This is a genomic window from Amycolatopsis sp. H20-H5 (assembly GCF_035828755.1).
In the GTDB taxonomy this organism is placed as follows: Bacteria; Actinomycetota; Actinomycetes; order Mycobacteriales; family Pseudonocardiaceae; genus Amycolatopsis.
In genome coordinates this window covers 36,418-61,754 of sequence record NZ_JAYMZS010000050.1, presented here as the reverse complement: position 1 = coordinate 61,754, position 25,337 = coordinate 36,418, and the positions used below count along the sequence as shown (strand labels likewise).

At 69.0% G+C, this 25,337-nt stretch carries 24 protein-coding genes and 1 pseudogene; 9 read left to right on the top strand and 16 right to left on the bottom strand.

Features of this window, described 5'->3' with window-relative positions:
- Window positions 1-362: 362 nt before the first annotated feature.
- Both QMK34_RS25620 and QMK34_RS25615 read right to left on the bottom strand, forming a co-directional pair.
- Window positions 363-1,916 (bottom strand): acetolactate synthase large subunit, encoded by a 1,554-nt coding sequence (locus QMK34_RS25620; protein WP_326416910.1) that lies wholly within the window; start codon window positions 1,914-1,916, stop codon window positions 363-365.
- Window positions 1,917-1,938: 22 nt separating this feature from the next.
- Window positions 1,939-3,315 carry an FAD-binding oxidoreductase gene (locus QMK34_RS25615; protein ID WP_326416909.1) on the bottom strand — a complete coding sequence of 459 codons (1,377 nt, stop codon included), beginning with the start codon at window positions 3,313-3,315 and terminating at the stop codon, window positions 1,939-1,941.
- A 182-nt stretch (window positions 3,316-3,497) separates the two neighbouring features.
- Between QMK34_RS25615 and QMK34_RS25610 the strand changes: the two genes are divergently transcribed.
- Window positions 3,498-4,463, top strand: a complete 966-nt coding sequence (locus QMK34_RS25610; RefSeq protein WP_326416908.1) for an ArsR/SmtB family transcription factor — start codon at window positions 3,498-3,500, stop codon at window positions 4,461-4,463.
- A 65-nt stretch (window positions 4,464-4,528) separates the two neighbouring features.
- Here QMK34_RS25610 and QMK34_RS25605 read toward each other — a convergent pair whose 3' ends face one another.
- From QMK34_RS25605 to QMK34_RS25595, 3 genes are all read right to left on the bottom strand, one after another.
- Window positions 4,529-4,849, bottom strand: a complete 321-nt coding sequence (locus QMK34_RS25605) for a hypothetical protein (RefSeq protein ID WP_326416907.1) — start codon at window positions 4,847-4,849, stop codon at window positions 4,529-4,531.
- A gap of 397 nt (window positions 4,850-5,246) precedes the next feature.
- A complete protein-coding gene (locus tag QMK34_RS25600; RefSeq protein WP_326416906.1) occupies window positions 5,247-5,747 on the bottom strand; it encodes a DUF3830 family protein in 501 nt (166 codons plus the stop codon).
- Window positions 5,748-5,749: 2 nt separating this feature from the next.
- Window positions 5,750-7,006, bottom strand: coding sequence for an aspartate aminotransferase family protein (locus QMK34_RS25595; RefSeq protein WP_326416905.1), 1,257 nt, complete (start codon window positions 7,004-7,006; stop codon window positions 5,750-5,752).
- A gap of 155 nt (window positions 7,007-7,161) precedes the next feature.
- Here QMK34_RS25595 and QMK34_RS25590 point away from each other — a divergent pair, with 155 nt between their 5' ends.
- The 3 genes from QMK34_RS25590 (at window position 7,162) to QMK34_RS25580 (ending at window position 10,244) form a co-directional block, all read left to right on the top strand.
- The gene (locus QMK34_RS25590; RefSeq protein ID WP_326416903.1) at window positions 7,162-8,625 is read left to right on the top strand and encodes an NAD-dependent succinate-semialdehyde dehydrogenase; all 1,464 of its coding nucleotides are present in this window, start codon (window positions 7,162-7,164) and stop codon (window positions 8,623-8,625) included.
- Complete coding sequence (locus tag QMK34_RS25585; protein WP_326416902.1) at window positions 8,622-9,680, top strand: tartrate dehydrogenase; 1,059 nt, start codon at window positions 8,622-8,624, stop codon at window positions 9,678-9,680. The genes QMK34_RS25590 and QMK34_RS25585 overlap by 4 nt, the downstream gene beginning before the upstream one ends.
- Window positions 9,681-9,764: 84 nt before the next feature.
- A complete protein-coding gene (locus QMK34_RS25580; RefSeq protein WP_326416901.1) occupies window positions 9,765-10,244 on the top strand; it encodes a DUF4262 domain-containing protein in 480 nt (159 codons plus the stop codon).
- Window positions 10,245-10,257: 13 nt separating this feature from the next.
- On the opposite strand, the gene QMK34_RS25575 is transcribed toward QMK34_RS25580, so the two are convergent.
- The 3 genes from QMK34_RS25575 to QMK34_RS25565 are packed head-to-tail and all read right to left on the bottom strand — an operon-like array spanning window position 10,258 to window position 12,468.
- Entirely contained in the window at window positions 10,258-10,950 is a 693-nt protein-coding gene (locus tag QMK34_RS25575; RefSeq protein ID WP_326416900.1) for a GntR family transcriptional regulator, read from the bottom strand.
- 2 nt (window positions 10,951-10,952) lie between these two features.
- Window positions 10,953-11,684: a maleate cis-trans isomerase family protein gene (locus QMK34_RS25570; protein ID WP_326416899.1), complete on the bottom strand. Its 732-nt coding sequence runs from the start codon at window positions 11,682-11,684 to the stop codon at window positions 10,953-10,955.
- A gap of 43 nt (window positions 11,685-11,727) precedes the next feature.
- The gene (locus tag QMK34_RS25565) at window positions 11,728-12,468 is read right to left on the bottom strand and encodes a maleate cis-trans isomerase family protein (RefSeq protein ID WP_326416898.1); all 741 of its coding nucleotides are present in this window, start codon (window positions 12,466-12,468) and stop codon (window positions 11,728-11,730) included.
- Between the two features lie 164 nt (window positions 12,469-12,632).
- Here QMK34_RS25565 and QMK34_RS25560 point away from each other — a divergent pair, with 164 nt between their 5' ends.
- Window positions 12,633-13,550 (top strand): D-2-hydroxyacid dehydrogenase, encoded by a 918-nt coding sequence (locus QMK34_RS25560; protein ID WP_442785215.1) that lies wholly within the window; start codon window positions 12,633-12,635, stop codon window positions 13,548-13,550.
- Between the two features lie 8 nt (window positions 13,551-13,558).
- Window positions 13,559-14,941 carry an amidase gene (locus tag QMK34_RS25555; RefSeq protein ID WP_326416896.1) on the top strand — a complete coding sequence of 461 codons (1,383 nt, stop codon included), beginning with the start codon at window positions 13,559-13,561 and terminating at the stop codon, window positions 14,939-14,941.
- A 138-nt stretch (window positions 14,942-15,079) separates the two neighbouring features.
- Here QMK34_RS25555 and QMK34_RS25550 read toward each other — a convergent pair whose 3' ends face one another.
- Together QMK34_RS25550 and QMK34_RS25545 are read right to left on the bottom strand one after the other, a co-directional pair.
- Window positions 15,080-16,294 (bottom strand): MFS transporter, encoded by a 1,215-nt coding sequence (locus QMK34_RS25550; protein WP_326416894.1) that lies wholly within the window; start codon window positions 16,292-16,294, stop codon window positions 15,080-15,082.
- Window positions 16,291-16,803 carry an ArsR/SmtB family transcription factor gene (locus QMK34_RS25545; protein WP_326416893.1) on the bottom strand — a complete coding sequence of 171 codons (513 nt, stop codon included), beginning with the start codon at window positions 16,801-16,803 and terminating at the stop codon, window positions 16,291-16,293. Before QMK34_RS25545 ends, QMK34_RS25550 begins: the two co-directional genes overlap by 4 nt.
- Before the next feature lie 105 nt (window positions 16,804-16,908).
- Between QMK34_RS25545 and QMK34_RS25540 the strand changes: the two are divergent.
- Window positions 16,909-17,883: pseudogene (locus QMK34_RS25540) on the top strand (aldo/keto reductase).
- 14 nt (window positions 17,884-17,897) lie between these two features.
- On the opposite strand, the gene pqqB reads toward QMK34_RS25540, so the two are convergent.
- From pqqB to QMK34_RS25510, 6 genes are all read right to left on the bottom strand, one after another.
- Window positions 17,898-18,785: a pyrroloquinoline quinone biosynthesis protein PqqB gene (gene pqqB, locus QMK34_RS25535; RefSeq protein ID WP_326416892.1), complete on the bottom strand. Its 888-nt coding sequence runs from the start codon at window positions 18,783-18,785 to the stop codon at window positions 17,898-17,900.
- Window positions 18,782-19,873 carry a pyrroloquinoline quinone biosynthesis protein PqqE gene (gene pqqE, locus QMK34_RS25530; protein WP_326416891.1) on the bottom strand — a complete coding sequence of 364 codons (1,092 nt, stop codon included), beginning with the start codon at window positions 19,871-19,873 and terminating at the stop codon, window positions 18,782-18,784. Before pqqE ends, pqqB begins: the two co-directional genes overlap by 4 nt.
- A complete protein-coding gene (gene pqqD, locus QMK34_RS25525) occupies window positions 19,864-20,136 on the bottom strand; it encodes a pyrroloquinoline quinone biosynthesis peptide chaperone PqqD (RefSeq protein ID WP_326416890.1) in 273 nt (90 codons plus the stop codon). Before pqqD ends, pqqE begins: the two co-directional genes overlap by 10 nt.
- Before the next feature lie 4 nt (window positions 20,137-20,140).
- A complete protein-coding gene (pqqC, locus tag QMK34_RS25520; RefSeq protein WP_326416889.1) occupies window positions 20,141-20,842 on the bottom strand; it encodes a pyrroloquinoline-quinone synthase PqqC in 702 nt (233 codons plus the stop codon).
- Window positions 20,843-20,910: 68 nt separating this feature from the next.
- Window positions 20,911-21,003 carry a pyrroloquinoline quinone precursor peptide PqqA gene (pqqA, locus tag QMK34_RS25515; protein ID WP_209662225.1) on the bottom strand — a complete coding sequence of 31 codons (93 nt, stop codon included), beginning with the start codon at window positions 21,001-21,003 and terminating at the stop codon, window positions 20,911-20,913.
- A gap of 305 nt (window positions 21,004-21,308) precedes the next feature.
- Window positions 21,309-22,676, bottom strand: coding sequence for a WS/DGAT/MGAT family O-acyltransferase (locus QMK34_RS25510; protein ID WP_326416887.1), 1,368 nt, complete (start codon window positions 22,674-22,676; stop codon window positions 21,309-21,311).
- 108 nt (window positions 22,677-22,784) lie between these two features.
- Between QMK34_RS25510 and QMK34_RS25505 the strand changes: the two genes are divergently transcribed.
- Window positions 22,785-23,786 carry a glutathione S-transferase family protein gene (locus QMK34_RS25505; RefSeq protein WP_326416886.1) on the top strand — a complete coding sequence of 334 codons (1,002 nt, stop codon included), beginning with the start codon at window positions 22,785-22,787 and terminating at the stop codon, window positions 23,784-23,786.
- A complete protein-coding gene (locus QMK34_RS25500) occupies window positions 23,780-24,955 on the top strand; it encodes an NAD(P)/FAD-dependent oxidoreductase (RefSeq protein ID WP_326416885.1) in 1,176 nt (391 codons plus the stop codon). Before QMK34_RS25505 ends, QMK34_RS25500 begins: the two co-directional genes overlap by 7 nt.
- The last annotated feature ends 382 nt before the right edge of the window (window positions 24,956-25,337 follow it).

Genomic DNA, 25,337 nt, shown 5'->3' with positions numbered 1-25,337 from the left:
CGGGGCGTTCTTGCCGCCATCCAGCGGGGACACGGCACCGCCGATCTGGACGCTGGTGTAAAGAAACTGCTGTCGGTCGACTCGGCCAGCGTGCGCGCACATCGGAAATTGAGAGACACGCCCTAGGCGCACTGAAGGGGGTTTTCCTTACCGGGTAAGGAAAACCCCTTCAGTCTGTTACTTACATCTTGGTCGGCGAGTACCTGAAGAACGCGCGGCCGTCGGGGAGCAAGCCGCAGCCATGGTCGCGGTGGTGGCCATGACGCCCAGCATGACCACCAGCTTACGTATTGTGAGTCCTCCCCGTGAATCATTGACGGCCCCAGCGTGCCGTCTCTTGATCTTCAGGGCAACCCACCGGCTCAGAACAGCGGCGGCACCATGGCCTCGATCAGGTGCGGGCCGGGCTCGGCGAAGGCACGGGCGAGCTGCTCGGCCAGCTCTTCCGCGGTTGTCGCGCGGGTCGCGGGGACGCCCATGCCCTCGGCGATCTTGACGAAGTCCATGTCCGGCCCGGACAGGTCGAGCAGCTCGTTCGCCTTGGGGCCGCTGGCATCCGCGCCGACGCGCTGCAGTTCCAGCCGCAGGATCGCGTACGCCCGGTTGTTCAGCAGCACCGTCGTCACGTTGAGGTTCTCGCGCGCTTGCGTCCACAGTCCCGAAATCGTGTACAGCGCGCTGCCGTCGGACTGCAGGTTGAGCACCGGGCGATCCGGGGCCGCGACAGCCGCGCCGGTCGCGACCGGGATGCCGTAACCGATCGCGCCGCCGGTGAGGGTCAGCACGTCGTGCCGCGGCGCGCCCGCGGTCGCCGCCGGGAGCAGCAGGCCGGACGTGTTCGCCTCGTCGGCGATGATCGCGCCCTCCGGCAGCAGCGCGCCGATGACCTCGACCCAGTTCTGCGGCGTCAGCGTGCCGGTCGGCAGGGCGGGCCGCGCGGCCTCCTGGAGGACCGGCTCGGTGTCCGCCGCGACGAGCTCGGCGACGTCGATCAGCGCCTTCACGATGTCCTGGCCGACCTCGGCGAGGACGTGCACCTTCGCGCCTTCGGGCACGAGGTCGCTCGGCTTGCCGGGGTAGGCGAAGAACGAGACCGGGGACTTGGTGCCCGCGATGATCACGTGCTTGATGCCGTCGAGCTGGTAGGTGACCTGCTCGGCGAGGTAGCCCAGCCGGTCGATGGTCGGCACGCCTTCGCCGCGCTCGATCCGGCTGGGGAACGTCTCGGCGAACACCTTCGCCCCGGTCGCCGTCGCGATCCGGCTCGCCGCGCGCAGCCCGGCTTCGCGGCAGGCCTTGCCACCGAACAGTAACGCGACCGGTTCACCGCTGGTGAGCACGTCGGCGATCGTCTTCACCGTGGTGCTGTCCACCGCTTGGGGTATCCGCGGCGGCACCGGCGCGCAGGTCTGGCCGCCTTCGCCCCAGGAGACGTCCGCGGGCAGGATCAGCGTCGCCACCTGACCGGGTGAGTCCTGGGACGCGGCCACGGCGGCGGCCGCGTCGGCGCCGACGTCCTGGGTGTGTTCCGAACGCCGGACCCAGCCCTTGAGCGAGCTCGCGATGCCCTCGATGTCCGACTCCAGCGGCGCGTCGTACTGCTTGTGGTACGTCGCGTGGTCGCCGATCACGTTCACGATCGGGGTGTTCGCGCGGCGCGCGTTGTGCAGGTTCGCCAGCCCGTTCCCGAGGCCGGGGCCGAGGTGCAGCAGCGTCGCGGCGGGCTTGTCCGCGATGCGCGCGTAGCCGTCGGCGGCGCCGGTGACGACGCCTTCGAACAGGCCGAGCACGCCGCGCATCTCCGGCACGGAGTCGAGGGCGGCCACGAAGTGCATCTCCGAGGTGCCGGGGTTGGAGAAACACACGTCCACGCCGGCGTCGACGAGCGTGCGGATCAGGGACTGGGCGCCGTTCATGTCGTTCACTGTCTGACTGCTCCTAGTCGACGAAGAGGACGCCGGGGTTCAGGATCCCGGCGGGGTCGAAGCTCTGTTTGATCCGGCGCAGCAGCTCGATCTTCGCCGGGTCCTCGAGTTCTCGGTAGTGTTCGGCCTTCGCGCGGCCGAGGCCGTGCTCGCCGGAGATCGCGCCGCCGAGCTCCATTCCCGTGGCGAAGATGTCGTGCAGCAGCTTGTGCCGCTTGTCCGCGTCCTTGCAGAAGATCGCGAGGTGCACGTTGCCGTCGCCCGCGTGCCCGCAGCCGATCGCGCCCGCCTCCGCGGCCTGGGCCAGTTCCTTCGCCCTGGTCAGGAATCGCGGCATCGCCGCCCGCGGGACGACGACGTCGATCACGTCGTCGGCGCCCACCGATTTCGCCGTCCAGAACGCCTTCTCGCGCGCTTCGATCAGCTTGCGCGCCGAGCCGCCCTCGAGGACGTAGACGTCGATCGCGCCCAGTTCCCCGAGCAGCTCGCCGAGGATTTCGATGTCGGCCCGCAGCCGTTCGGCCTCGCGGTTTTCCAGTGCCACCACGAGATAGGCCTGCGCGCTGTCGCGGATCTTGTCCGGGACGCCGAGGCTGAGTTTTTCGCTGTAGGTGATCGCGGCCATCGTCAGGTTGTCGATGTACTCCAGGATATGCGGCGCGAGGCCACTGGAGATGATCTTCGGCACCGCGGCCATCACCTGATCGAGGTCCCCGAACGGGGCGAGCACGGTGGCACCGTGGGACAGCCGCGGGTGCAGCTTCACGATGACCTCGGTGGCCAGCGCGAGCGTGCCCTCCGAGCCGATGATCAGCTGGGTCAGGTCGTAGCCGGTGGACACCTTCGCCGTCTTGCCGCCGGTGCGGATGATCTCCCCGGTGGGCAGGACCGCTTGCAGGCCAAGGACATTGTTGCGGGTGACGCCGTACTTGACCGCGCGCATCCCGCCAGCGTTCGTGCCGACGTTGCCACCCACGCTGGCGCTCAGCTCACCCGGGTACACGGTGTAGCTGAGCCCGGCGGCGGCGGTCTTCACGTCCAGTTCCTGCAGGGTGACTCCCGGCTGGACGACGGCGACGTGGTTCTCGGTGTCGATCTCCAGGACGGCGTTCATCCGTTCGAAGGAGATGACCAGGCCGTTCTCCTGCGGGCGGGCGGCGCCCGAGAGCCCGCTGCCCGAGCCGCGCGCGGTAACCGGGACGCCGTCCTCGCCGGCCGCCTTGAGCAGCGCGGCGACTTCCTCCGCCGTCGCGGGCTTGGCCAGGTAGGCGGGCTGCTGGGCGGCGATGGTCAGCGCCTCGTCGTGCCCGTAGTCCTCAGGGATCGCGGCACCTGTGAGCAGGTGTTTGTCCCCGACGATCTCGGCCAGCCGTGCCGCAACGTCGCCCATCGACAGTCCTCTTCCTTACGTGTCTTCGCTTGGTTACCGCAGCGTAGTACGTCGGAGGAGGTCACCGCTATGAAAGAGATTCATGTTTTGTGGATCGCGTCTCAGCCGGACGATCCGGCCTGAAACGGGCGATGACCGGCGAGGAAGCCGGTAGTGTCGCGAGGAAGCTGGCTGGGGGTTAGATGCTGAAAGTCCATTTCACGGACGCCGATCTGGCCAAACTGACGATCGCCGAGAGTGCCGACCCGATGTGGGAGCTCCTGACCAGCCTCTATCGGCTTCGCCGTCCCGAGGGCGAGCCGTTCTTCGGCCGGTGGCGCCGGGAGACCCGGTCGGCGGTGTCCGCACCCGGACGCCAGCTGATGAGCGCGGTGCCTCCCTATGGCTACTGCCCCGATTTCCTCACCCCGGCGATGCCGTCGACCACGCTCGCCGAGGGGGTCGCCGCGCTCGAAGAGACGTCGTCGCGGACGTTGCGGCGGGACATCGACGAGCTCGCCGCCGAGAACCCCCGCCTGCCGCCATGGCTCGGCAGGCTTCGCTACGGGAACCGGCGTGACCTGCGACAACTCGGCGACGCGGTGCGTGGATACTTCAGCGGGCACATCGCGCCCTACTGGCCGGTGTTGAGCAAGGCCGTCGCGCAGGAGCGAGCCCGTCTTCTCGCCGCGCTCGAACGTGGCGGTCCGCAGCTGGTGCTCTCGACGCTGCATCCGGACATGCAGTGGCGGCCGCCGGTGCTGGCGGTCCGTTTCCCGGTCGAGCAGGACCTGCACCTGGACGGCCGCGGGTTGCGGCTGATCCCGGCGTTCTTCGGGCACGGGATGCCGACGACGTACAAGAACACCGACCTGCCGCCGGTGCTGGTCTATTCGATCGATCATCACCCGATGCTGGAGCGAGGCTCGGAGCCGGGTGCGTCGCTGTCGGCTTTGCTGGGCCCCACCCGGGCCCGCGTGCTGATGGCGATCGCCGGGGGCAGCTGCAGTACCAGCGAGCTCGCCCTGCTCACCGGGATCTCCGTCGCGTCGGCGAGTCAGCACGCGTCGGTGCTTCGCGACAGCGGGTTGAGCTGTGCGGTGAGGCAGGGACGGGCGAAGTCCCACCAGGTCAGCCCGCTCGGGCTGGCGATCATCCGGGCGGGCTGAGGCGCTCCGCTGCCCGGCGCAGGTTTCACCGAGCAGCGGAACACACCCCTCAGCGGTGCGGGGTCTTACCGGGTGACGACGCCGTACTGGTTTCCGACGATGGTGCCGCTGCCGAGACAACCGACCGCGGAGGCCGTGACGCCGTACTTGCGGAAGGGGCCGAGCCGGATCGTCGAAGAGTTGGTGCACTGGATCGCGGCCGCGAATTCGGTGCCGGGGCCGCTGGCACACCGGGCGGCAATGGCGTTGCGTGCGAAAGAAATGTCAAACTTGCACGAGGGGGCCGCGGCGGCCGTGTTTTCGGCAGCGGAGGCAGGCGAGCCCGCCACGAAGAGGCAGCCGAGAGTGGCCGCTGAGGCCAGCAGCAGCTTGACAGTTTTTGACATACCCGAGTCCTTACTCAAAGTGAAACACCGGTACCGATGGCCACGCCGGAACAAAGCCGTGGCTGTCTCCGTGATGTCCAGTCGCCCTGGTGGGGGCACCTGTTGATCACGACATGACCGTGCCAGTGACGGCCGGGGCTGGCAAGGCCCGGCGGCACGTTTCGGGCAGGCCCGAAGGGTCCCGGATCCGTGCCGGATTCCCGGGTGAATGCGGTATCCGGCGGGCGCGGGGACACCATATGGCGGTGCCGTTCACGTATCTGAAAAGGTGGTCCCGATTATCGGGTAATTTTCGTGAAAAAGGGATACCGATTCCCGAATTCCCTTACCGCTGGATCAGGCCGGTGATCCCTTCGGCGACAGGGGGCGACTCGCCCCCTGCCGCCGGTCGTTCGGGTTACTCGGCGCGGGCGTAGGACAGGGTTTCGCCCTCGACACCGCGCAGCCAGAGGTCCTGTGCGGCGGCCGCCATCTCGGCGAGGCCCTCCTCGATCGTGGCGAACACGTTGCCGGGCACCCAGCCCGCGTCGCCGTTGATCAGCAGGTTGTTCCGGCCGTAGAAGATCGCGAGATCCGTCGCGCCCTGATCGCCGTGCGCCTCACTGCCGTCGTCGTAGCCGTACGCGGGATTGCCGATTTCCCAGGCCTCGAAACCGAAGTAGACGACGTCGCCCGGGATCGGGGTGATCGTCGGATTCTCCCGCCCTGGCTTGGGTTCCGCGAACGGCGGCACCAGCGTGTAGACCTCGTTGCGCGCGTACTTCGCGTGATACGCCGAGCCGCTCTGCGGGAGCGCGTCCCACACCGCCTTGCACGTGCGCGGAGCCTCCGCGTCGAGCAGCCGGGCCCGACAGGAAACGCCACGCTTGTCCAGGGTGATGGTGATGTACCGGGCCACGCTCAGCTCCCCGTGACGGACGCGACGACCTCGCCCCAGATGCGCAGGGCGTCGTCGACCTGAGCGGCGTTGACGACCAGTGGCGGCACCATGCGGACGACGTTCATGAACGCGCCGCAGGTGAGCAGCAGCAGTCCGCTCGCCGCGGCGGCCTTCTGCACTGCCGCCGCGGTGGCGGCGTCCGGCTCGCCGCCGGGCTTGGTGAACTCCGAGCCGACCAGCAGGCCCAGCCCGCGGACGTCCCCGATCACCGGGGTCTTGTCGGCGACCAGCCGGGCGCCTTCGAGCAGCTGACGCCCGCGCTCGGCGGCGTTCTCGACCAGCTTCTCCTGCCGGATGACCTCGAGCGTCGCGACGGCCGCCGCGCACGAAACCGCGTTGCCGCCGTAGGTTCCGCCCTGCGACCCCGGCCACGCCTTCGCCATCAACTCCTGCGAAGCCGCCATGCCGGACAGCGGGAAGCCGCTCGCCAGGCCCTTCGCGATCAGGATGATGTCGGGGCGCACGTCGAAGTGGTCGTGTCCCCAGAACCTGCCGGTGCGACCGAAACCGGTCTGCACCTCGTCGATGACCAGCAGGATCCCGTGTGCGTCGGCGCGCTCGCGCAGCCCGGCCATGAACGCGGTGTTGGCGGGCACGTAGCCGCCTTCGCCGAGGACCGGCTCGATGAAGAACGCGGCCGTCTCGTTCGGCGCGCAGACCGTGGCGAACAGGTAGTCGAGTTCGCGCAGCGCGAACTTCGTCGCCGTCTCCTCGTCCCAGCCGTAGTGATAGGCGTACGGGAACGGCGCGACGTGGACACCGGCCATCAGCGGCGAGATCCCCGCGCTGAAGCGCGTCCCGGACGTCGTCATCGACGCCGCGGCCACCGTGCGGCCGTGGAAGCCGCCCTGGAACACGATGACGTTCGGCCGCCCGGTCGCCTGGCGTGAAAGCCGCAGGGCCGCTTCGATCGCTTCGCTGCCTGAGTTGGCGTAGAAGAGAGAGTCGAGCCCCGGGGGAAGGACGTCGCCGAGTCGTTCGGTCAGTTCGAGTAGCGGCTTGTGCATGACCGTTGTGTACTGGCCGTGGATCAGCTTGCCGATCTGCTCCTGCGCCGCGCGCACCACGTGCGGGTGGCAGTGACCGGTGCTGGTGACGCCGATCCCGGCGGTGAAGTCGAGGTGACGGTTGCCGTCGGTGTCGTAGAGGTACACCCCTTCGCCGTGGTCGACCACGACGGGCGTTGCCTGCTTCAGCAGCGGGGAGAGCTGGGTCATAGCGGCGGCGCTCCTTGGTTGCCGGGAAATTACTGGGGGGTCCAGGGGGCTTGCCCCCGGGCTCGGGTCTGGGGCTCGGCCCCAGACGACACGGTTGTCGATTGTTGACAATATCCATAGCATGGCCTTCGGGACAACATGGAGGAGCAAGCTGGATGAGCGCGATCACTGAGACCGGCGTAGTCGGCGCGGTCGACAAGGAACTCTTCATCGGCGGCAAGTGGGTGCCCGCGACCGGCGGAAAGACCTTCGCCGTCCTCGACCCGTCAACCGGTGAAGCCCTGTGCGAGGTGGCGGACGCTTCACCCGCCGACGGCGTCAGCGCGCTGGACGCGGCCGTCGCGGCGCAGGACGGTTGGGCCGCTGTGCCGCCTCGCGAGCGCAGCGAAATCCTGAGCCGCGCGTACGGTCTGCTCATCGAGCGCCGGGACGAACTCGCGCTGCTCATGACGCTGGAAATGGGCAAGCCAGTCGCCGAGGCCAAGGGCGAGATCACCTACGCCGCCGAGTTCTTCCGCTGGTTCGCCGAGGAGGCCGTCCGCATCGACGGCGGATACGCGATCGCGCCCAACGGCGCCGGCCGGTTCCTGGTCATGAAGCAGCCGGTCGGCCCGGCACTGCTCATCACGCCGTGGAACTTCCCGATGGCGATGGGCACGCGCAAGATCGGCCCGGCCATCGCCGCGGGCTGCACCATGGTCATCAAGCCCGCCGCCCAGACGCCGCTGTCGATGCTCGCGCTCGCCGGGATCCTGGCCGAGGCCGGGCTGCCCGAAGGCGTGCTCAACGTGCTGACCACCAGCGATTCAGGTGGTGTGATGGAGCCGCTGATCCGCGACGGGAGGGCGCGCAAGCTCTCCTTCACCGGGTCCACCGGCGTCGGCCGCAGGCTGCTCGAACAGTGCGCCGAGAAGGTTCTCCGGACGTCGATGGAGCTCGGCGGCAACGCCCCGTTCCTGGTCTTCGCCGACGCCGACATGGACGTCGCGATCGAAGGCGCCATGCAGGCCAAGATGCGCAACATCGGCGAGGCGTGCACGGCGGCCAACCGGTTCTACGTGCAGCGCGACGTCGTCGAGGAGTTCTCGCGGCGGCTCACCGAGCGCATGGAGGCGCTGCCGATGGGCCGGGGCACCGAGGACGGCGTCGTCGTCGGTCCGCTCATCGACCAGGCCGCGGTGGACAAGGTCAGCAGCCTGGTCTCCGACGCTGTCGACAAGGGTGCGCGGGTGTTGACCGGCGGGGCCACTGTGGACGGTCCCGGCAACTTCTACCAGGCCACCGTGCTCACCGGCGTCCCGGCGAACGCCAGGATGGCGGCCGAGGAGATCTTCGGCCCGGTCGCGCCGATCTCGGTGTTCGACACCGAGGACGAAGCCATCGCGGCGGCGAACGACACCGAATTCGGGCTGGTTTCCTACGTTTTCACCAGTGATCTCAAGCGGGCGCTGCGGGTTTCGGAGAAACTGGAGGCCGGGATGATCGGCCTCAACCAGGGCATCGTGTCGAACCCGGCGGCGCCGTTCGGCGGGACCAAGCAGTCCGGTCTCGGCCGGGAGGGCGGCACCGTGGGCATCGACGAGTTCCTCGAGACCAAGTACATCGCGGTGAACCTGTGAACTCCTACCGCATCGCGAGCATCCCCGGCGACGGGATCGGCGTGGACGTCACGGTCGAGGCCCGCAAGGTCCTCGACCGGGCCGCCGAGCTGCACGGGTTCGGCCTGGACTGGACCGAGTTCGACTGGAGCTGCGAGCGGTTCACCAAGACCGGGAAGATGATGCCCGGCGACGGCATCGAGCAGCTGTCGGCGTTCGACGGGATCCTGCTCGGCGCGGTCGGCTTTCCCGGGGTCCCGGACCACATCTCCTTGTGGGGCCTGCTGATCCCGGTCCGACGGGCGTTCTCGCAGTACGTCAACCTGCGCCCGGTGCGACTGCTGCCGGGCACCACCTCGGCGCTGGCCGGGCGTACCGCGGAAGAGCTCGAGATGGTGATCGTCCGCGAGAATTCCGAAGGGGAGTACTCGGAGATCGGCGGGCGGCACAACAGCGGTCAGCCGAGCGAGTTCGTGCTGCAGGAGTCGGTGTTCACCAGGGTCGGGGTCGAACGGATCATCCGGTACGCCTTCGAGCTCGCGCGGACGCGCACCGGGCGGGTCTGCTCGGCGACCAAGTCGAACGGGCTGATCCACTCGATGCCGTTCTGGGACGAGATCTTCGCCGAGATCGCGGTGGAGTTCCCGGACGTTCACAGTGAACAGTGCCACGTCGACGCGCTGGCCGCGCGGATGGTGCAGGCGCCGGACCGGCTCGACGTGGTCGTCGGCTCGAACCTGTTCGGCGACATCCTGAGCGATCTCGCGGCCGCGGTGACCGGCGGACTGGGCATGGCGCCGTCCGGAAACATCAACCCTTCGGGTGACTTCCCGTCGATGTTCGAGGCCGTCCACGGCAGCGCCCCGGACATCGCGGGACAGGGCATCGCGAACCCTGTCGCGCAGATCCTGGCGGGGGCGATGCTGCTCGACCATCTCGGGGAAACCGTTGCGGCACAAGCGATCAACGCGACGGTCGAGAAGGTGCTCGCCGGTGGCACGGAGCTCACGCCCGACCTCGGTGGCACCGGCACGACGGCCCGGCTGGGCAGCGCGGTGGCCGACTCCCTGTCCTAGGCGTCGCGGTTTTTGTCGGTGCTCCTCCGCATAGTGGTGATCATCAGAACCACCGAGCGGACATTCCTAAGCGGAGGAGCACCGATGTGCAAGCAGTGCGGGCAGCGTGAACAGCCAGGAATGACCTACGCCGAACATCTCGCCAGGGTGCGGGAGACCGTCTTGAGAGACGGCTGGACGATGCTGTCGGTGGGAAGAGAGAGAACCCGCCCACCGTGGTCGCACACGGTGGGGCTCACCGAGATGGGATTGCCGGAGCTGGTCGTCACCGGCCTGCCAGAGGACGAGGCGACCGAACTGCTCGTTTCCGTTGGCTCCCATACCATCCATGACGAAGCACCGGAACCGGGCGAGCGCATTCCCTTGCGTGGCTTACCGGAGATCGAGATAGTCGAGGTGGCCGATCCCTCGGCCCAGCTCATCACCGCGGTCGACCTGTACGGCTCGCGGGTGCGGGCTCTGCAACTGGTCCACAGCGACGATCGCGGGAATTGGCCGTGGGAGCCGGGTTTCCGCGGCGTCCGCGGTGGTCAGCCGGTGCTGGGGGTGCGTGCCCGTGCGTGAGTTGCTCAGGTCTTTAAGGCACCTCAGGCGCTTCGCCGGTGCGCAGGCTCGTGCCGGGTGCCAGGCGTTGCACCGCGTCCTCCATATGCGCCTCCAGCAGCGAAAGCGCCGTCGGTTCGTCCCCGGCGCGCAGGGCCTCAATGATCCGGTTGTGCTCGTCGACCCGCTCTTCCACCCGCTGGTAGGTCCCCTGCAGCGCGGTCAGGCACATCCGGGTCTCGATGAGCAGCGTCCGTGCCATCCTGGCGAGCCGTTTGCTGCCGGAGGCGTTGATGAGTGCCTCATGGAACCGCAGGTCGGCCCAGGAGAGCGCGGTCGGGTCGTCGTCGAGGGCCGCGATCGCCATCGCCGACACGGCCTCCTCCAGCACGGCGGCGACCCGTTCCCGGTCGCCGCGCAGTGCCCGCAGCATCGCCGCCCGCTCGATGGCCGAGCGCGCCGAGTAGATGTCGTAGACGTCCCCGGGCTCGAGGTCGATCACGAACAGGCCCCGGTGCCGCTCGCTGCGCAGCAGCCCTTCGGAGACGAGGTGCTGCATGGCTTCGCGCAGCGGCCCCCGCGAAACCTGGAACCGGGACGCGAGGTCGGTCTCGCCGAGCTGGGTGCCGGGCGGCAGCGCGCCGGTCATGATCGCGTCGCGCAGCTGGCGCGCGATGATGCCCGCCGTGGACTCGCGGCTGACCGGTTCGATATCGGGCAGGGCCATCGTCACGCGCTCCTGGTGCGGAACAAGGCGCCGAGTGTGCGCACGAGCGGGGGAGTCTGCCCGGCGAGCCGCAGTCCTTCCCACACGGTGACCTGGTTGGCCGTCAGCGCGGGCTTGCCGATGCGGGTCTCGATGGCGTTGATCTCGGAGAGGGTGCGCATCGCCGTGTCGGGGATCAGCAGCGCCTCGGCTTCGGGATGGTCGTGGCCAGCGGCCAGCTCGACCACGGCCTCGGGGGTCAGTTCTCCCACAGCCGCCGCGGTTTCGATGTCCTCGGCGGACATCGAGACGACCTCGATGCCGCCGGCGGCGAGGAAGTCCACGAACAGCTGGGCCACGTCGCCGGGGTAACTGGCCGCGACGGCGACCCGCCGCACGCCCAGCGCCCGCGCCGCGTGCACGAATCCGAAGGAGGTGCTCGAAGCCGGGACTCCGGCCACCGCGGCGAGCCTGTCGGCCTGCTCGCGGGCGCCGTCCCAGCCGTAGACGAAGCTGCCACTGGTGCAGGCCCAGACCACCGCGTCCGGCTCGTGCTTGGCCAGCAGCGCCGCGCCGTCCGCAAGACGGGCGGGGCTGCCCAGGTCGAGCAGCTCTGGCACGGCGTGGAGATCGGTGCCGTAGATGTGCTCGACAGGCAGCCGGAAGTCACTCGCGTCACTGCCGAGCAGCTGCTCGGCGAGTGGGTAGTCGTCTTCGGCGGCGTGGTCGGGGTAGATGAAGCCGATCGTCGTCACGGAACCTCCGGTCGCAGATTGTCGACAATCCTAAGGGGAGTGGTCAAGAGACTTCACGCAGCCATCGGCCGGGGCCGACGATCGGCAGGTTCATCCGGCGCAGGCAGGCCCACATCGTCAGCTGGTTGGCCGTCAGGACCGGTTTGCCGAGCGCGGTCTCCAGCGGCTCGATCAGGTCGTAGGTCGGCAGGTTCGTGCAGCTGACGAAGATCGCTTCGGCGTCGGAGTGGTCGGCGGCCAGTATCCGTTCGGCGATGGTCCGGTAGCTGACCTTCCAGATGCCGCCGCCGAGGCCGAGGTGGTCGCTGGAGACCGTCCGCACGTCGAGCTCGGCGAGGAAGTCGTGCAGTTTCTCGGTCAGGTCGCCGACGTACGGGGTCAGCACCGAGACCCGGTGCAGGTCGAGCTGGTGCAGCACCTCGGCGAGGGCGCCCGACGTGGTCACGGCGTCCGGTGCGCCCGCGTCGCAGATCGCCTTGGTCAGCGAGCGCTCGTAGTCGACGCCGTTGATGAAGCTGCCCGAGGAGCACAGATAAGCGACCACCTCGGGTTCGACGTGCAGCACGTCCCTGGTGGCGGCCGCGAGGTGGCGGCTGTCGCTGACCAGCTGGGCCATTTCCAGGCTCACCGGCACCGGTTCGTACGGGGTCCGCGCGAGGTGGAGGGAGACCTCCATCGGCACCCAGCGCCAGAGTTCGCGTTCCAGCGCGAGGTCGAACGGCGCGATGACGCCGATGCCTCGCTGGGCCAGTGGGCCCTCGAAAGAGAGGAAGTCGAAATCCAAGTCTCAGCCTCCGGAGAACGTCTGTGCGGTGGACACGCCCGGTGCTCCGGGGGTCGTTCCTCGGATTGTTGACAATCATACGAGTGGCTCATAGCGTGTCAACGGTGATTGCCTCGGAAGCGCCGGTGCTGGCAGTACTGTGCGGCGACAAGCACCCGCCGGACATGCGCGCCATCGAAGCCGAAGCGGTGGTTCGTTACACCGACGCGGGTGGTCTGGCGGAAGCGTTGTCCGGCGCGGACGCGCTCTTCGTCTACGACTTCCTGTCCATGGCCGTGCCCGGAGCCTGGCACGCCGCGGACAGGCTCCACTGGCTGCACATCGCCAGCGCGGGAGTGGACCCGGTGATGTTCCCGGGGTTGCGGGAGAGCGAAGTCGTGCTGACGAACTCTCGTGGCGTCTTCGACGACGCGATCGCCGAGTACGTGCTGGGTGTGGTGCTCGCCTTCGCCAAGGGCTTCGCCCGTTCGCTCGAACTGCAGCGTGAGGTGCGCTGGCAGCATCGGGAAAGCGAGCGGATCGCCGGCACTGAGGCACTGGTGGTGGGCACCGGCCCGATCGGCCGGTCGATCGCCAGGCTGCTGCGCGCGGCGGGGATGCGGGTTTCCGGGGTGGGTCGTCGCGCTCGCACCGGCGACCCCGACTTCGGTGACGTGCACGCCTCGTCGGAGCTCGCCCTCCATCTGCCTTCGGCCGACTACGTGGTGGCCGTCGCGCCACTGACCGAACACACCAAGGGCCTGTTCGACGCGAAGGCGTTCGCGGCCATGAAGCCGTCCGCCCGGTTCGTCAACGTCGGCCGCGGTGAGCTCGTGGTGACGGCGGACCTGGTCGCCGCGCTGCGCGAGGGCGCGCTCGCCGGGGCCGCGCTCGACGTGTTCGACATCGAGCCACTGCCGTCGGAGAGTCCACTGTGGACATTGCCGAACGTGCTGGTTTCGCCGCACATGTCCGGTGACTTCCTTGGCTGGCGTAATGCGCTGGTGGAGGTCTTCGCCGGGAATTTCACCCGGTGGCGTGCCGGGGAAGCGTTGCACAATGTCGTGGACAAGCAGCTCGGTTATGTGCCGTCGGTGAGTTAAGGGGTTGGATGAACGACGCGAAGTTGACCGCCAGTGAGCTCGTAGCCGCCTACGCGACCGGAGAGCTTTCTCCGGTCGAGGCCACGCAGAACGCTCTGCAGGTCATCGCAGAGCGGGACGAGGAGTGCAACGCGTTCTGCCTCGTCGACGAGGAAGGGGCGCTGGAGCAGGCCAAGGCGTCCGAGATCCGCTGGCGCGACGGCAATCCGATCGGCTGGCTGGACGGGGTGCCGACCTCGATCAAGGACATGTTCCTCAGCCAGGGCTGGCCGACCCTGCGCGGTTCGCGCTGTATCGACAAGGACCAGCACTGGGACGTCGACAGCCCGGTCACCGCCCGTCTCCGCGAGAACGGCCTGGTCCTGCTCGGCAAGACCACCACCCCGGAGCTGGGCTGGAAGGGCGTCACCGACAACACGCTGACCGGCATCACCCGCAATCCGGCCGACCCGACCAGGACCTCCGGCGGTTCGAGCGGCGGCAGCGCGGCGGCCGTCGCGGCGGGCATGGGGGAGTTGTCCGTCGGCACCGACGGCGGCGGTTCGGTGCGTATCCCGGCGTCGTTCTGCGGAATCGTCGGGATGAAGCCGACACACGGCCGGATTCCGCTGTACCCGGCAAGCCCTTTCGGCGCATTAGCCCACGCTGGCCCGATGGCGCGTTCGGTGGACGACACTGCCCTGCTGCTCGACGTCCTTTCCCTGCCTGACCACCGAGACCCGGCAGCGCTGGCCCCGCCCATCGGCACCTTCCGCGAGGCTGTCCGCCGCGACGTCCGGGGTCTGCGCGCGGCGTTCTCGCCCGACCTCGGCTATGTGGACGTGGACCCCGAGGTGGCGGCGATCGTCCGCGCCGCGGTGACCGCGCTCAGCGAAGCGGGCTTGCACATCGAGGAGATCGACCCGGGTTTCAGCGATCCCAAGGACGCCTTCGACATCCTGTGGTCGACGGGCGCGGCAAAATGGCTGGACTCTTTCCCCTCGGGCTCGGAGACCAAGATCGACCCGGGCCTGCGCCGGGTATGGGAGCAGGGCAGGACATTCTCGGCGAGCGACTACCTCGGCGCGAACGCCGAACGCGCGGCACTGGGCATCCTGATGGGCGAGTTCCACACCCGCCACGACATCCTGATCACCCCGACAATGCCGATCCCGGCCTTCGAAGCGGGCCACGACGTCCCCCCTGGCAGCGGCCTGAGCGGCTGGCCCGACTGGACCCCCTTCACCTACCCCTTCAACATGACCCAGCAACCAGCAATAAGCATCCCGGCAGGCCAGACGTCCACCGGTCTCCCAGTCGGTCTCCAACTGGTAGGTCCCCGCCATTCAGACGACCTGGTCCTGGCAGTGGCCAAGCTCCTGGAAGAAATCCGCCCCTGGTCTCCCCGCTGAAGCACTCCAGCCGGATCGTGGCTCCGCGACGGTAGGGCGACCTGGCGGCGCGAGTTTGTGAGCGCGCTGGCCAAAACACAGGCTTCCAGTCGCACCTCAGGACTAAACCACCAACCCGTATCGCCGCTGGGCGCCAGGCTACCCACCCACCCGCACCAGCCCCCGAACCTCCCGGCTACACAAGCAAAAACCCGTGACAACAACCACCAAAACCCCACCCGCCACCAAAGTCGTCTGTCTCCCGAAGTGCTCTGCCAGCGGCCCGGCACTCACCTCACCAAGCGGCAGCGCGACAAAAGACCCGAGCATGTCGTAAGAATAAACCCGTGCCAGTTTCTCCTCGGGCACGTTCTCCTGCAGTGACACGTCCCAGGCGACCACGAACTGCTCGATCCCCATGCCGGACAGGAACATCGCGACCATGATCGGCAGCAGGTAGGGCGACAGTCCCAGGGTGAGAATCGGGAGGGCGTCCAGCGCCGTCACCGCGACGCCGATCAGCAGTGCGTGCCGGGGTTGCCAGCGCGCGGCGAGGATTCCGCCTGCCAGCGAGCCGAGGGTTTGCAACGCCAGCGCCAGACCCCAGCCCGCGGGGCCGAAGGTGCCGCTGGCGACGATCGGGCCGAGGACGAGCAGGGCGCCGACGGTCACGGCGTTCACCACCATGAACTGGATGACCACCACCCAAACCCAGGTGCGTGAGCTGAACTCCCGCCAGCCTTCGGCCAGTTCGGCGAGCGGTCTGCTGCCGGGGACGCGGGTGCGGCGGTCGAGCCGGACGCCGCGGTAGGACAGGGCGGCGAACAGGAACAGGAGTGAGTTCGCGCCGAGGGTCCAGCCGGGGCCGACGGCGGCGACGAGGATCCCGGCCAGGCCGGCGCCGGCGATCCGGACGGTGTTGACCAGGAGGCGGGACAGCGCGTTCGCCTGGGTGAGCATCGGGGCCGGGACGGTCTGCGGGGTGATCGCGGCCGCGGCGGGCATGGACAGTGCGGCGACGGCGCCGTTGGCGACGCTCAGCGCCACCAGCAGCGGGATCGACGCGAATCCACAAAGGACACTGGCCGCGATGGCCGCCTGGGTGAGCATCGCCGCGAGTTCGGTGCCTTGCAGGATGACCGAGCGTGGCAGCCGGTCGGCGAGTACGCCGCCGAAGAGCAGGAGCAGCACGCTGGCCACCGACCGGGCGCCGACGACGATGCCGAGGTCGACCGCCGAGCCGCTGAGGTGGACCACGGCGAAGGCCAGTGCGAACGGTGCGATCGAGTTGCCGAACTCGCCGAAGGTCCGCCCGCTGACCAGCTGCCGGAAGTTGCGCTCGCGCAGCGGTGCGAGGAGTTCGCGCCGGTTCACCTCAGCTCGAACAGGGAGACGGTCGCGCTTACGTGGACGGCGCCGGGGGTGCGGGGCGGTTCGGCCGCATTGTGTAGCAGGTGGCTGAGCTCGCGGGCGAGGCCGAGCGCCCGGCTCCAGCTGGCCTCGTCGATCCACACCTCGGCGTCGGTCGTCGACCCCGGGCGATCGGCGGCGCGAAATTCCGTGCGGCGCTTGAGTTCTTCGGTCAGCGCGGTGACGAGCAGCTGCTCTTCGCCCAGGTCCCGGCTGGTGAAGCCGCCGCCGGAGTCCGGATCGTGGCGGTAGCGCTTGGCCCTGCCGCCGCGGATCTGGAGCTCCTCGGCGATGTCGACCAGGCCCGCGTCGTGCAGCCTTCGCAGGTGGTAGCTGATGTTCGCCTGGGTCTCGCCGAGCTCCCGCGCGGCTTCGGCGGCGCTCATCGCCGCGCCGGTCAGTAACGAGAGGATGCGCAGGCGCAGGGGGTGGGCGAGCACGCGCAGGCTGTCCAGGGGCGGGGACTCGGGCATGCGGCCAGTGTCCGATCTTGTGCCGCGACTGTCAAACAGTTATTTGGGGGTGTCGATGGCCGGGAAGTTGATCGAGGACACGGGCTGGTTGCGCTCTCTGGACCCATGCGTACGACGACTTTGGGTAGGAGCGGTCTCGAGGTTTCGAGGATCGCCTTCGGCACGTGGCAGCTGAGCGGCGCCTGGGGCTCGTTCGACGAGGACGCCGCGATCGCCGCCGTCCGCCACGCGCGCGAACTCGGGGTCACCCTGTCCGACACCGCGCAGGCCTACGGCTTCGGCAAGTCCGGGGCGATGATCGGCAAGGCGTTACGGGAAGAGCTCAAGCGCGACCGCGACAGCCTGGTCGTCGCCACGAAGGGCGGGACCGACCCGCGCAGTGAACGCCCCCGTGACAGCCGTCGCGAGTGGCTGGCGAAGGGCGTCGAAGAGAGCCTGCGGCACCTGGACGTCGACCACATCGACCTGTACCAGATCCACTGGCCGGACAAACGAGACCCCGGCCGAGGAGACCGCCGGGCTCCTGCAGGAGCTGGTGGACGCGGGCAAGATCCGCCACGCCGGGGTGTCCAACTACGACACCGCGCAGCTCACGGCCTTCGATCGGACCCGGCCGGTCGAGACGCTGCAGCCGCCGTATCACCTGTTCCGCCGCGGGATCGAAGCCGATCCGCTGCCGTACGCGCGGGAGAACGACATCGGCGTCCTCGTCTACAGCCCGCTCGGCAGCGGCCTGCTCACCGGCGCGTTCACCCCGGAGTCGACGTTCGAGGAGTCCGACTGGCGCTCGCGGTCGTCGGCCTTCCACGGCGAGAACCTGCGCCGCAACCTGGCGTCGTCGACGAACTCGCCGCTTTCGCCGCGGACAAAGGGATTTCGGTCGGCCAGCTCGCCATCGCCTTGACCCTCACCCGGCCCGGCGTGCACGTCGCGATCGTCGGCGCGCGCAAGCCGGCCAACATCGAGGCCAGCCTCGCCGCCGCCGACGTCGAGCTGACCGCGGCCGACCTGGCCGAGATCGACCGCCTCACCGCCGACGCCGTCCAGGTCGAAGGCGCCTCCCCCGAGGGCATCGCCTGACACTCCCTCGCCGCTCAGAGCTCGAACTCGGTTCCGTCCCCGGGTAGCTCGGCCCCGCCCGCCAGCACGGCTGCGTGCTCCGGGGAGGCCGGGTCGACGATCGGGTTGGTGTTGTTCAGGTGGGTGTAGGCCCAGCGCGTTCCCGGGCGGTTCGCGCGGTGCCGGGTGATCCGGGTGAGGCTGCCGTGCGGGCCGGCGATCGGGAGGTGGCCCATTGCCAGCTGGGCGCCGTCGCCGACGGCTTTCGTCGCGCCGGACATCTCGTCGGGGGCGTAGAACGTGCCGTCCAGCAGGACCAGGCTCGCTCCCTCGACGAGCTGGTCGAAGCCCTCCGGCCAGCTTTTCAGGCACGGCGCGTACACCAGCACGCCGCCGGTCACCGGGTCCACGATGCGGTAGGCGACCACCCACGGTCCGTCCTCAGTGGACGAACGGGCGTACTTGGGTTGCTTGTCGCTCACCGGGAGCACGCTCACCCGCAACCCGCCGAGCGACGCCGACGAGGCGGGGAGCCAGTCCCAGCCGCCGTAGCCGTCGATGATCGAGCGGGCCGGAAAGTGCTGGCTCAGCGCGTGCAGGACCGCGTCCGGCGCCCACACCGGCAGCCCGCCCGCTTCGCGCAGCATCAGCAGGCCCATCGAATGGTCCAGTTCGGCGTCGGTCAGCAGCACGCCGCGCAGCGGGATCTCGCGGGGACCCGGGCCCGCTCGCAACGCGGTCGAAGACAGGATCTGGGCGCGGATGTCGGGTGAGGCGTTGAGCAGGTACCAGCTCCGGTCGTCCGCGCTCACCGCCACGCAGTCCTGGCCGCGCGGCGGCGCGTCCGAAGTGCACAGACGGCACGCGCAGTTCCATTGCGGGAAGCCGCCTCCCGCCGCGGTGCCCAGCAGCAGCACCCTCATCGGCGCACCGTCTGCTTGCGCATCACCAGTTCCGGTGTCCGTGTCGGCGCCGCGAGGACGACGTCGACGAGGTCGCGTTGCGGCGAGCGCGAGCACACCGGGTCGGTGGCCGCGGCGTCGCCGGTCAGCTGGAACGCTTGACACCGGCAGCCGCCGAAGTCCAGTTCTCGCCGGTCGCAGGTGCGGCACGGTTCCCGCATCCAGTCTTCGCCGCGATAAGCGTTGAAGGAGCTCGATTCGTACCAGATCTCGGCCAGTGGGGTGCGGGTGACGTTGTCCAGGTCCAGCGTCGTGATCGCGGTGGCCGCGGGGCACGGCAGGACGTCCCCGTTCGGCGCGACGGTCAACTGCCGCGCGCCCCAGCCGTACATGCACGGCTTCGGATACGGCTCGTAGTAGTCGGCGACCACGTAGATGATCTGCATTTTCCCGCGCAGCCGTTCGGTCGCGGCCCGCACGATCGGCTCGGCCTCGGCGAGCTGCTCCCGCGTGGGCATCAGCGCGTCACGGTTGCGTAGCGCCCAGCCGTAGTACTGGGTGTTCGCGAGTTCGAGCCGGTCGGCGCCCATCCGCTCGGCGAGCTGGATCAGCCCGGCGAGCTGGTCGTGGTTCTGCCGATGCAGCACGACGTTCACCGAAAGTGGCAGCTCCGCCTTCTTGATCAGCTCGGCGACGACGAGCTTGCGGTCGTGCGCTCTGGCACCGGCGAGCAGGTCCGCGCGCTGGGTCGTCGCGCCCTGCACGGACAACTGGATGTGCGCGATCCCGCGGGCCACGAGGTCGTCCAGCCGTGCCTCGGTCAGGCCGAGCCCGGAGGTCACCAGGTTGACGTAACAGCCGAGCGAGTTCGCGTGCTCGACCAACTCTGGGAGGTCCGTGCGGGCCAGCGGTTCACCGCCGGACAGGTGCACCTGCAGCACGCCGAGATCGCGCGCCTGGGACAACACGGAAACCCATTGCCCGGTGGACATTTCACCCTCACGGGTGATCAGCTCGAGTGGATTCGAGCAGTACGAACAGTGCAGAGGACAACGATGGGTGAGCTCGGCGAGCATGCCAAGCGGCGGCGCGGCCGGGTTCATGTCCATTCCACGACCTGCCGTTCTGCCAGCCTGGTGAGCACGTCCAGGATCTCGATGTCCTTGACCCCGGCGTACCGCGCGCGCAGGGCCGCGGTGATCGTCGCGACGGTCGCCGCGCCGTCGCACAGTTCGAGCACCGAGGCCGCCGTCGGGTTCGGCACCAGCACGCCCTCGGGGAACAGCAGCACATGCGTTTCCCTGGTTTTGTCGTAGGTCAGCCGGACGCCGCGGCGCAGTTTCGGGACGGACCCGGTGCTGATCGTGGGCATCGGGCTAGTCCTTCGCCGCGGCGCGCTCGATGGCGTCGAGCATCGACCAGAGCACGTCGCACTTGAACGACAACGCCTCGATCGCCTTGTCCTGCTGTTCGCGGGTGACGCTGTGCCGCACGACGATGTCGACGGTCGCCTGGCCCTCCCCGGACACGGCGTCGATGCGGTTCGTGAAATACGCCAGGTCGCCGGGGGAGATCCAGGAGTAGTGCGCGAGCATGTCCGCGACGCGCTTCCGCATCAGGTGCCCGGCGAACATCTCGGTCAGCCCGGACGCGACCGCCTCCACCCACGGCTTCGTGCGCGCGAAGGTGACGTAGGCGTCGACAGCGAACCGGACGCCGGGCGCGACGTGCCGCTGGTCGAGCACCTCGTCGCGATCGAGGCCCACCGCGGTGCACAACCGCAGCCAGCGCTCGATTCCGCCGTCACCCGCCTGGGTGCCGTCGTGGTAGACGATGCGGTCCAGCCACTGGCGCCGGATCTCCGGCAGCGGGCAGTTGCTGACGATCGCCGCGTCCTTCTGCGGCAGCATGCACTGGTAGTACCAGCGGTTCGCCGCCCAGGTCTTGAGCTCATGCTCGGACAGGTCGCCGTCATGCAGGCGATGGTGGAACGGATGGGTGCCCCAGTAGCGGTGGGACAGGCCGCGGAGCGCGGCGACGAACTCGGGCGAGCTCATCGGCTGGAGCGAGCTGGACATGCACTGCCTCCCACTTCGGTCGAGCACGGCGGCGGGCCCGGCGTCCCGGCTCCCGCCGCCCCGGGACGTCACTCCATGCGGGCCGCGTACGCGGTGACCTCCATGGGCGTCTCGTACTCGACGAAGTCCGGAGTGGTCCATACCTCGGTGGGTTCGATCATGATTACTCCTCGGATGGCTGGTCGTTCGTCGCCGGGTGTCCACCGTGAACACCGGCCGAGCCCCGCCACCCTAGGATCGTGTCGCCCCGCATGGCCAGCAGTTCCGGCCAACTGACAGGGTGCTTTCGTAAAGTTTCCTTCCTGTGGGGTATCGAGCACGCCCCGCCGTCACTCAGGGCACCGGAAGACATTGGATGAACGGGCTTTCGCTACCCGGTCGGTGGTGTCCGTCGTGCGAAGTGTCATGAAAGGGTCTTTCCTGGCAAAAATTGTCAGGAAAGACCCTTTCATGACACTCGGGAGACCTACGCGACGGCGCCTTCGAGCTCGGCCAGCGCGGTGTCGAGGTGGATCAGGATGCGCTGCAGGTGCGGGACGCTGCGGCGGCAGCCGGTGATGCCGAAGTCGAGGTTGTCGCCGTTGCTGGTCAGCGTGATGTTCAGCGCCTGCCCGTCGAGCAGCACCGACGCCGGGTAGATGCCGTCGAGCTGGGCGCCGTTCCAGTACATCTGCTTGCGCGGGCCCGGCACGTTCGAGATCACCAGGTTGAACGGCGGCCGGGTGTTGTTGACGAACCCGGGGACCGGCGAGATGCCCAGCTGCGCCACATTGATCCCCGACAGCAGCAACGTCTGCAGCGGGGTGAGCTCCGAGAACAGCCGCTTGCCGTTGCGCATGGACAGGTGGATCGCGGCCAGGCGCTGCCCGGGATCGGCCAGGTCGGTGGCCAGGTTGCAGAGCAGCGCGCCGATGTTGTTGCCCGCCGCGTCACCGCCGTCGCTCTTGCGCCGCAACGAAACCGGCACCATCGCGGTCAGCGGCGCGTCGGGCAGCGCGCTCTGCTCGATCAGGTAGTCGCGCAGCGCGCCCGAGCACATCGCGAGCACGACGTCGTTGCGTGAGACTCCGGCCGCGCTGGCGATCGCGCGCACTCTGTCGAGTGACCACGACTGGGCGGCGAACCGGCGCGCGCCGCCGATCGGCACGTTCAGCATGGTCTTCGGCGCCTGCATCGGCAGCGTGAGCGTGTGCTCCCGGAACGCCTCCTGCGCGACCTTCACCGCGGCCGGCGCGAGCCCGGCGAGCTGGTTGAAGGTGTTCCCGGCGCTCTGCAGCAGCGACGACGGCTTCTTGCCGTTCCGGCTCGCGTCGGCGGGCCGCTTCGAGCCCCACGGCGGCGGGCAGTCGAGGTCGTTCGGGTCGTCGCTCAGCGTTCCCTGCAGGTGCTTGAGCGCGGAAACGCCGTCCATCAGCGCGTGGTGGACCTTGGTGTAGATGGCGAACCGGCCGTCCTGCAGGCCTTCGACCAGGTGGATCTCCCAGAGCGGGCGGTGCCGGTCGAGCAGGGTGCCGTGCCATCGCGAGGCCAGCTCCAGCAGTTCCCGGATCCGGCCGGGCTGCGGCAGCGCCGAGTGCCGGAAGTGGTAGTCGAGCTCGAGATCGGCGTCCGTGGTCCAGGCGACGTGACCCGCCGTGTTCACCGGCCGGGCCGGACGGCGCCGAAACACCGGCCGCATGTTGTCGCTTTCGAGCAGGTTCCGCCGCAGGTCCCGTAGATAGTCCGGACCGGCGCCCTCGGGTTTCTTGAACAGTTGCAGGCCACCCACGTGCATGGGGTGTTCCCGCGTCTCCACCAGAAGGAACATCGAATCGGTCACGGGCATCAACGGCATGGGGGACCACCTTCCGCCCGGCGGGGCGCTGTCGGAGAGCTCTGGCACGCCAGGTGGGGCGAGTCTACGCACACCGAAAGCCGCTCCCGAAGTTCTAGGGTGAGGGACATGACCATTCCGACCGACGCGAAGACGGGCGAGTTCCGTCGCTCTGCCAACCATTTCGACGCGCGCATCACCGCTGACGGCCGCGACGGCTGGCCGGTCGAGCCTGGCCGATACCGCCTCGTGGTGAGCAAGGCGTGCCCCTGGGCCAGCCGCGGCTTGATCGTGCGGCGCCTGCTCGGCCTGGAAAGCGCGATCTCGGTGGGCAGCACCGACCCGATCCAGGACGAGAAGAGCTGGCGGTTCACCCTCGACCCGGACGGGATCGACCCGGTGCTGGGCATCAGGTACCTGGCCGAGGCCTACCACGCGGCGGACCCGCACTACCTGGGCGGAATCAGCGTCCCGGCCATGGTGGACGTGCCGAGCGGACGGCTGGTGAGCAACGACTACCCGCAGATCACCCTCGATTTTTCCACCGAATGGACCAGCCACCACCGCGAAGGCGCGCCGGACCTGTACCCCGAGCGCCTGCGCGGCGAGATCGACGAGCTCAACGCGGCCGTGTTCGCCGACGTCAACGCGGCGGTCTACCAGGCGGGGTTCGCGACGAAACAGCCCGCGTACGAGGACGCCTACCGCCGCTTGTTCACCCGGTTGGATGCACTGTCCGAGCGACTCGAAACCCGCCGTTACCTGCTGGGCGACACCATCACCGAGGCCGACGTCCGGCTGTTCACCACGCTCGTCCGGTTCGACGCGGTCTACCACGGCCACTTCAAGTGCAACCGGACCAAGCTGACCGAGCTGCCCGTGCTTTGGGCGTATTCGCGTGATCTGTTCCAGACGCCGGGATTCGGCGACACGGTCGACTTCGATCACATCAAGCGGCACTACTACGAGGTCCACGAGCAGGTGAACCCGTCGCGGATCGTGCCGCTCGGGCCGGATCTGTCCGGTTGGGACACCCCGCACGGGCGGGAGGCGCTGGGCGGGCGGCCGTTCGGCGACGGGACCCCGCCCGGTCCGCCGCCGGCGGGTGAGGAGGTGCCCGCTCAGTGGTGAATGACCGAGTGGTGACGGAGCTGCCCCGCCACGCCGAGGTCGTGATCATCGGCGGCGGGATCATCGGCGTCTGCGTCGCGTATCGACTGGCCGAGGCGGGGACCGACGTGCTGCTGCTGGACCGCGACAGCCTCGGCGGCGGCTCGACCGCGAAGGCGGCGGGCGGGATCCGGTCCTCGTTCACCAGCCGGGTCAACCTGGAGCTCGGCCTGCGGGGCCTGGCCGAGTACGGCGGGTTCGCCGCACGGCACGGCGTCGAGATCGACTTCCGGCGCGACGGCTACCTGTACCTGATCACCGATCCCGCCGAGCTGCCCGAGTTCGAACGGTGTGTCGGGCTGCAGAACTCCTACGGCGTCCGGAGCAGGCTCGTCGATCCCGCCGAGGCGCGGCGGGTTTCGCCGCTGATCGACGTCGACGGGGTGGTCGCGGCGTTGTGGTCCCCGGACGACGCGAAGGCCACTCCGGATTCCGCGGTCCAGGGCTACGCGAAGGTCGCGCGCAGGCACGGCGCCGTGCTGCGGACCGGCGTCGAGGTCGTCGGCATCGACCGTGACGGCGACGAGATCACCGGGGTGCGCACCTCGGCCGGGCTGGTGCGGACGTCGGTGGTGGTGTGCGCGGCGGGTGCGTGGTCGGGGAGGGTCGGCGAGTTCGCCGGGGTCGACCTGCCGGTTCGCCCGTATCGGCGGCAGGTGGTGTTCACCGGCCCGGTCGCGGGGCTGGGCGAGTCGGTCCCGCTGACCATTGAGATGCCCTCGACGTTCTACTTCCACCGCGAGGGCACGGGCCTGGCGATGTCGTTCTGCGAGGGCGACGGCGACCCGGGCTTCGACACCCGCTACCAGCCGGGCGAGTGGCTGCCGAAGCTTGCGGAGATCGCCGGGCGGCGGGTCCCCGCGGTGCTCGACGCGGGGATCAAGAGCGCGTGGGCCGGGCTGTACGAGATGACCCCGGACCACAACCAGATCGTGGGCCGGAGCGTCTCCCTGCCGGGCTTCTTCTACGCGACGGGGTTCTCCGGCCATGGTTTCCAGATGGGCCCGGCGGTCGGTGCCGTCCTGCGGGACCTGTGTCTCGGGCGGGAGCCGGAGATCGACATCGGGGAGCTCGACGTCCGGCGGTTCGCGGGGGATCAGGCCGGGAGCAGGGAGCACAACATTGTCTGACCAAATTGTCTGACCAAATTGTCTGACCAAATTGTCTGACCAACCCGCAGGTCGGGCTGATCTACGTCATCCCCGGCCGCGGCGACACCCCGCGGATCAACGGCCACGCGCGCCTGCTGAGCGACGCCCCGTTCTTCGACGACCTGATCGCCGGGGGCAAAGCGGCCGAAGTTCGCGCTGCTGGTGGACATCGACGAGGTCTTCCACCGCTGCTCGAAGGCCTTCCTCCGGTCCCACCTCTGGCAGCAGGACACCTGGACGCCCGACTCGGCCCCCTCCCGACCGGCGATCGCCAAGGCCTCGAGCGTCCGGACGACTCGATGGAGATCCTCGAGAGCTACTACGGCCCCGCCTACGCCCAGAGCCTGTACTGACCCGAATG

What these genes read in the sequence shown, in the direction of transcription:
- QMK34_RS25620 (WP_326416910.1), bottom strand. Translation starts at nt 1,916, where the DNA reads ATGAACGGCGCCCAGTCCCTGATCCGCACGCTCGTCGACGCCGGCGTG.
- QMK34_RS25615 (WP_326416909.1), bottom strand. Translation starts at nt 3,315, where the DNA reads ATGGGCGACGTTGCGGCACGGCTGGCCGAGATCGTCGGGGACAAACAC.
- QMK34_RS25610 (WP_326416908.1), top strand. Translation starts at nt 3,498, where the DNA reads ATGCTGAAAGTCCATTTCACGGACGCCGATCTGGCCAAACTGACGATC.
- QMK34_RS25605 (WP_326416907.1), bottom strand. Translation starts at nt 4,849, where the DNA reads ATGTCAAAAACTGTCAAGCTGCTGCTGGCCTCAGCGGCCACTCTCGGC.
- QMK34_RS25595 (WP_326416905.1), bottom strand. Translation starts at nt 7,006, where the DNA reads ATGACCCAGCTCTCCCCGCTGCTGAAGCAGGCAACGCCCGTCGTGGTC.
- QMK34_RS25590 (WP_326416903.1), top strand. Translation starts at nt 7,162, where the DNA reads ATGAGCGCGATCACTGAGACCGGCGTAGTCGGCGCGGTCGACAAGGAA.
- QMK34_RS25580 (WP_326416901.1), top strand. Translation starts at nt 9,765, where the DNA reads ATGTGCAAGCAGTGCGGGCAGCGTGAACAGCCAGGAATGACCTACGCC.
- QMK34_RS25575 (WP_326416900.1), bottom strand. Translation starts at nt 10,950, where the DNA reads ATGGCCCTGCCCGATATCGAACCGGTCAGCCGCGAGTCCACGGCGGGC.
- QMK34_RS25560 (WP_442785215.1), top strand. Translation starts at nt 12,633, where the DNA reads ATGCGCGCCATCGAAGCCGAAGCGGTGGTTCGTTACACCGACGCGGGT.
- QMK34_RS25555 (WP_326416896.1), top strand. Translation starts at nt 13,559, where the DNA reads ATGAACGACGCGAAGTTGACCGCCAGTGAGCTCGTAGCCGCCTACGCG.
- QMK34_RS25545 (WP_326416893.1), bottom strand. Translation starts at nt 16,803, where the DNA reads ATGCCCGAGTCCCCGCCCCTGGACAGCCTGCGCGTGCTCGCCCACCCC.
- pqqB (WP_326416892.1), bottom strand. Translation starts at nt 18,785, where the DNA reads ATGAGGGTGCTGCTGCTGGGCACCGCGGCGGGAGGCGGCTTCCCGCAA.
- pqqE (WP_326416891.1), bottom strand. Translation starts at nt 19,873, where the DNA reads ATGGACATGAACCCGGCCGCGCCGCCGCTTGGCATGCTCGCCGAGCTC.
- pqqD (WP_326416890.1), bottom strand. Translation starts at nt 20,136, where the DNA reads ATGCCCACGATCAGCACCGGGTCCGTCCCGAAACTGCGCCGCGGCGTC.
- pqqC (WP_326416889.1), bottom strand. Translation starts at nt 20,842, where the DNA reads ATGTCCAGCTCGCTCCAGCCGATGAGCTCGCCCGAGTTCGTCGCCGCG.
- pqqA (WP_209662225.1), bottom strand. Translation starts at nt 21,003, where the DNA reads ATGATCGAACCCACCGAGGTATGGACCACTCCGGACTTCGTCGAGTAC.
- QMK34_RS25510 (WP_326416887.1), bottom strand. Translation starts at nt 22,676, where the DNA reads ATGCCGTTGATGCCCGTGACCGATTCGATGTTCCTTCTGGTGGAGACG.
- QMK34_RS25505 (WP_326416886.1), top strand. Translation starts at nt 22,785, where the DNA reads ATGACCATTCCGACCGACGCGAAGACGGGCGAGTTCCGTCGCTCTGCC.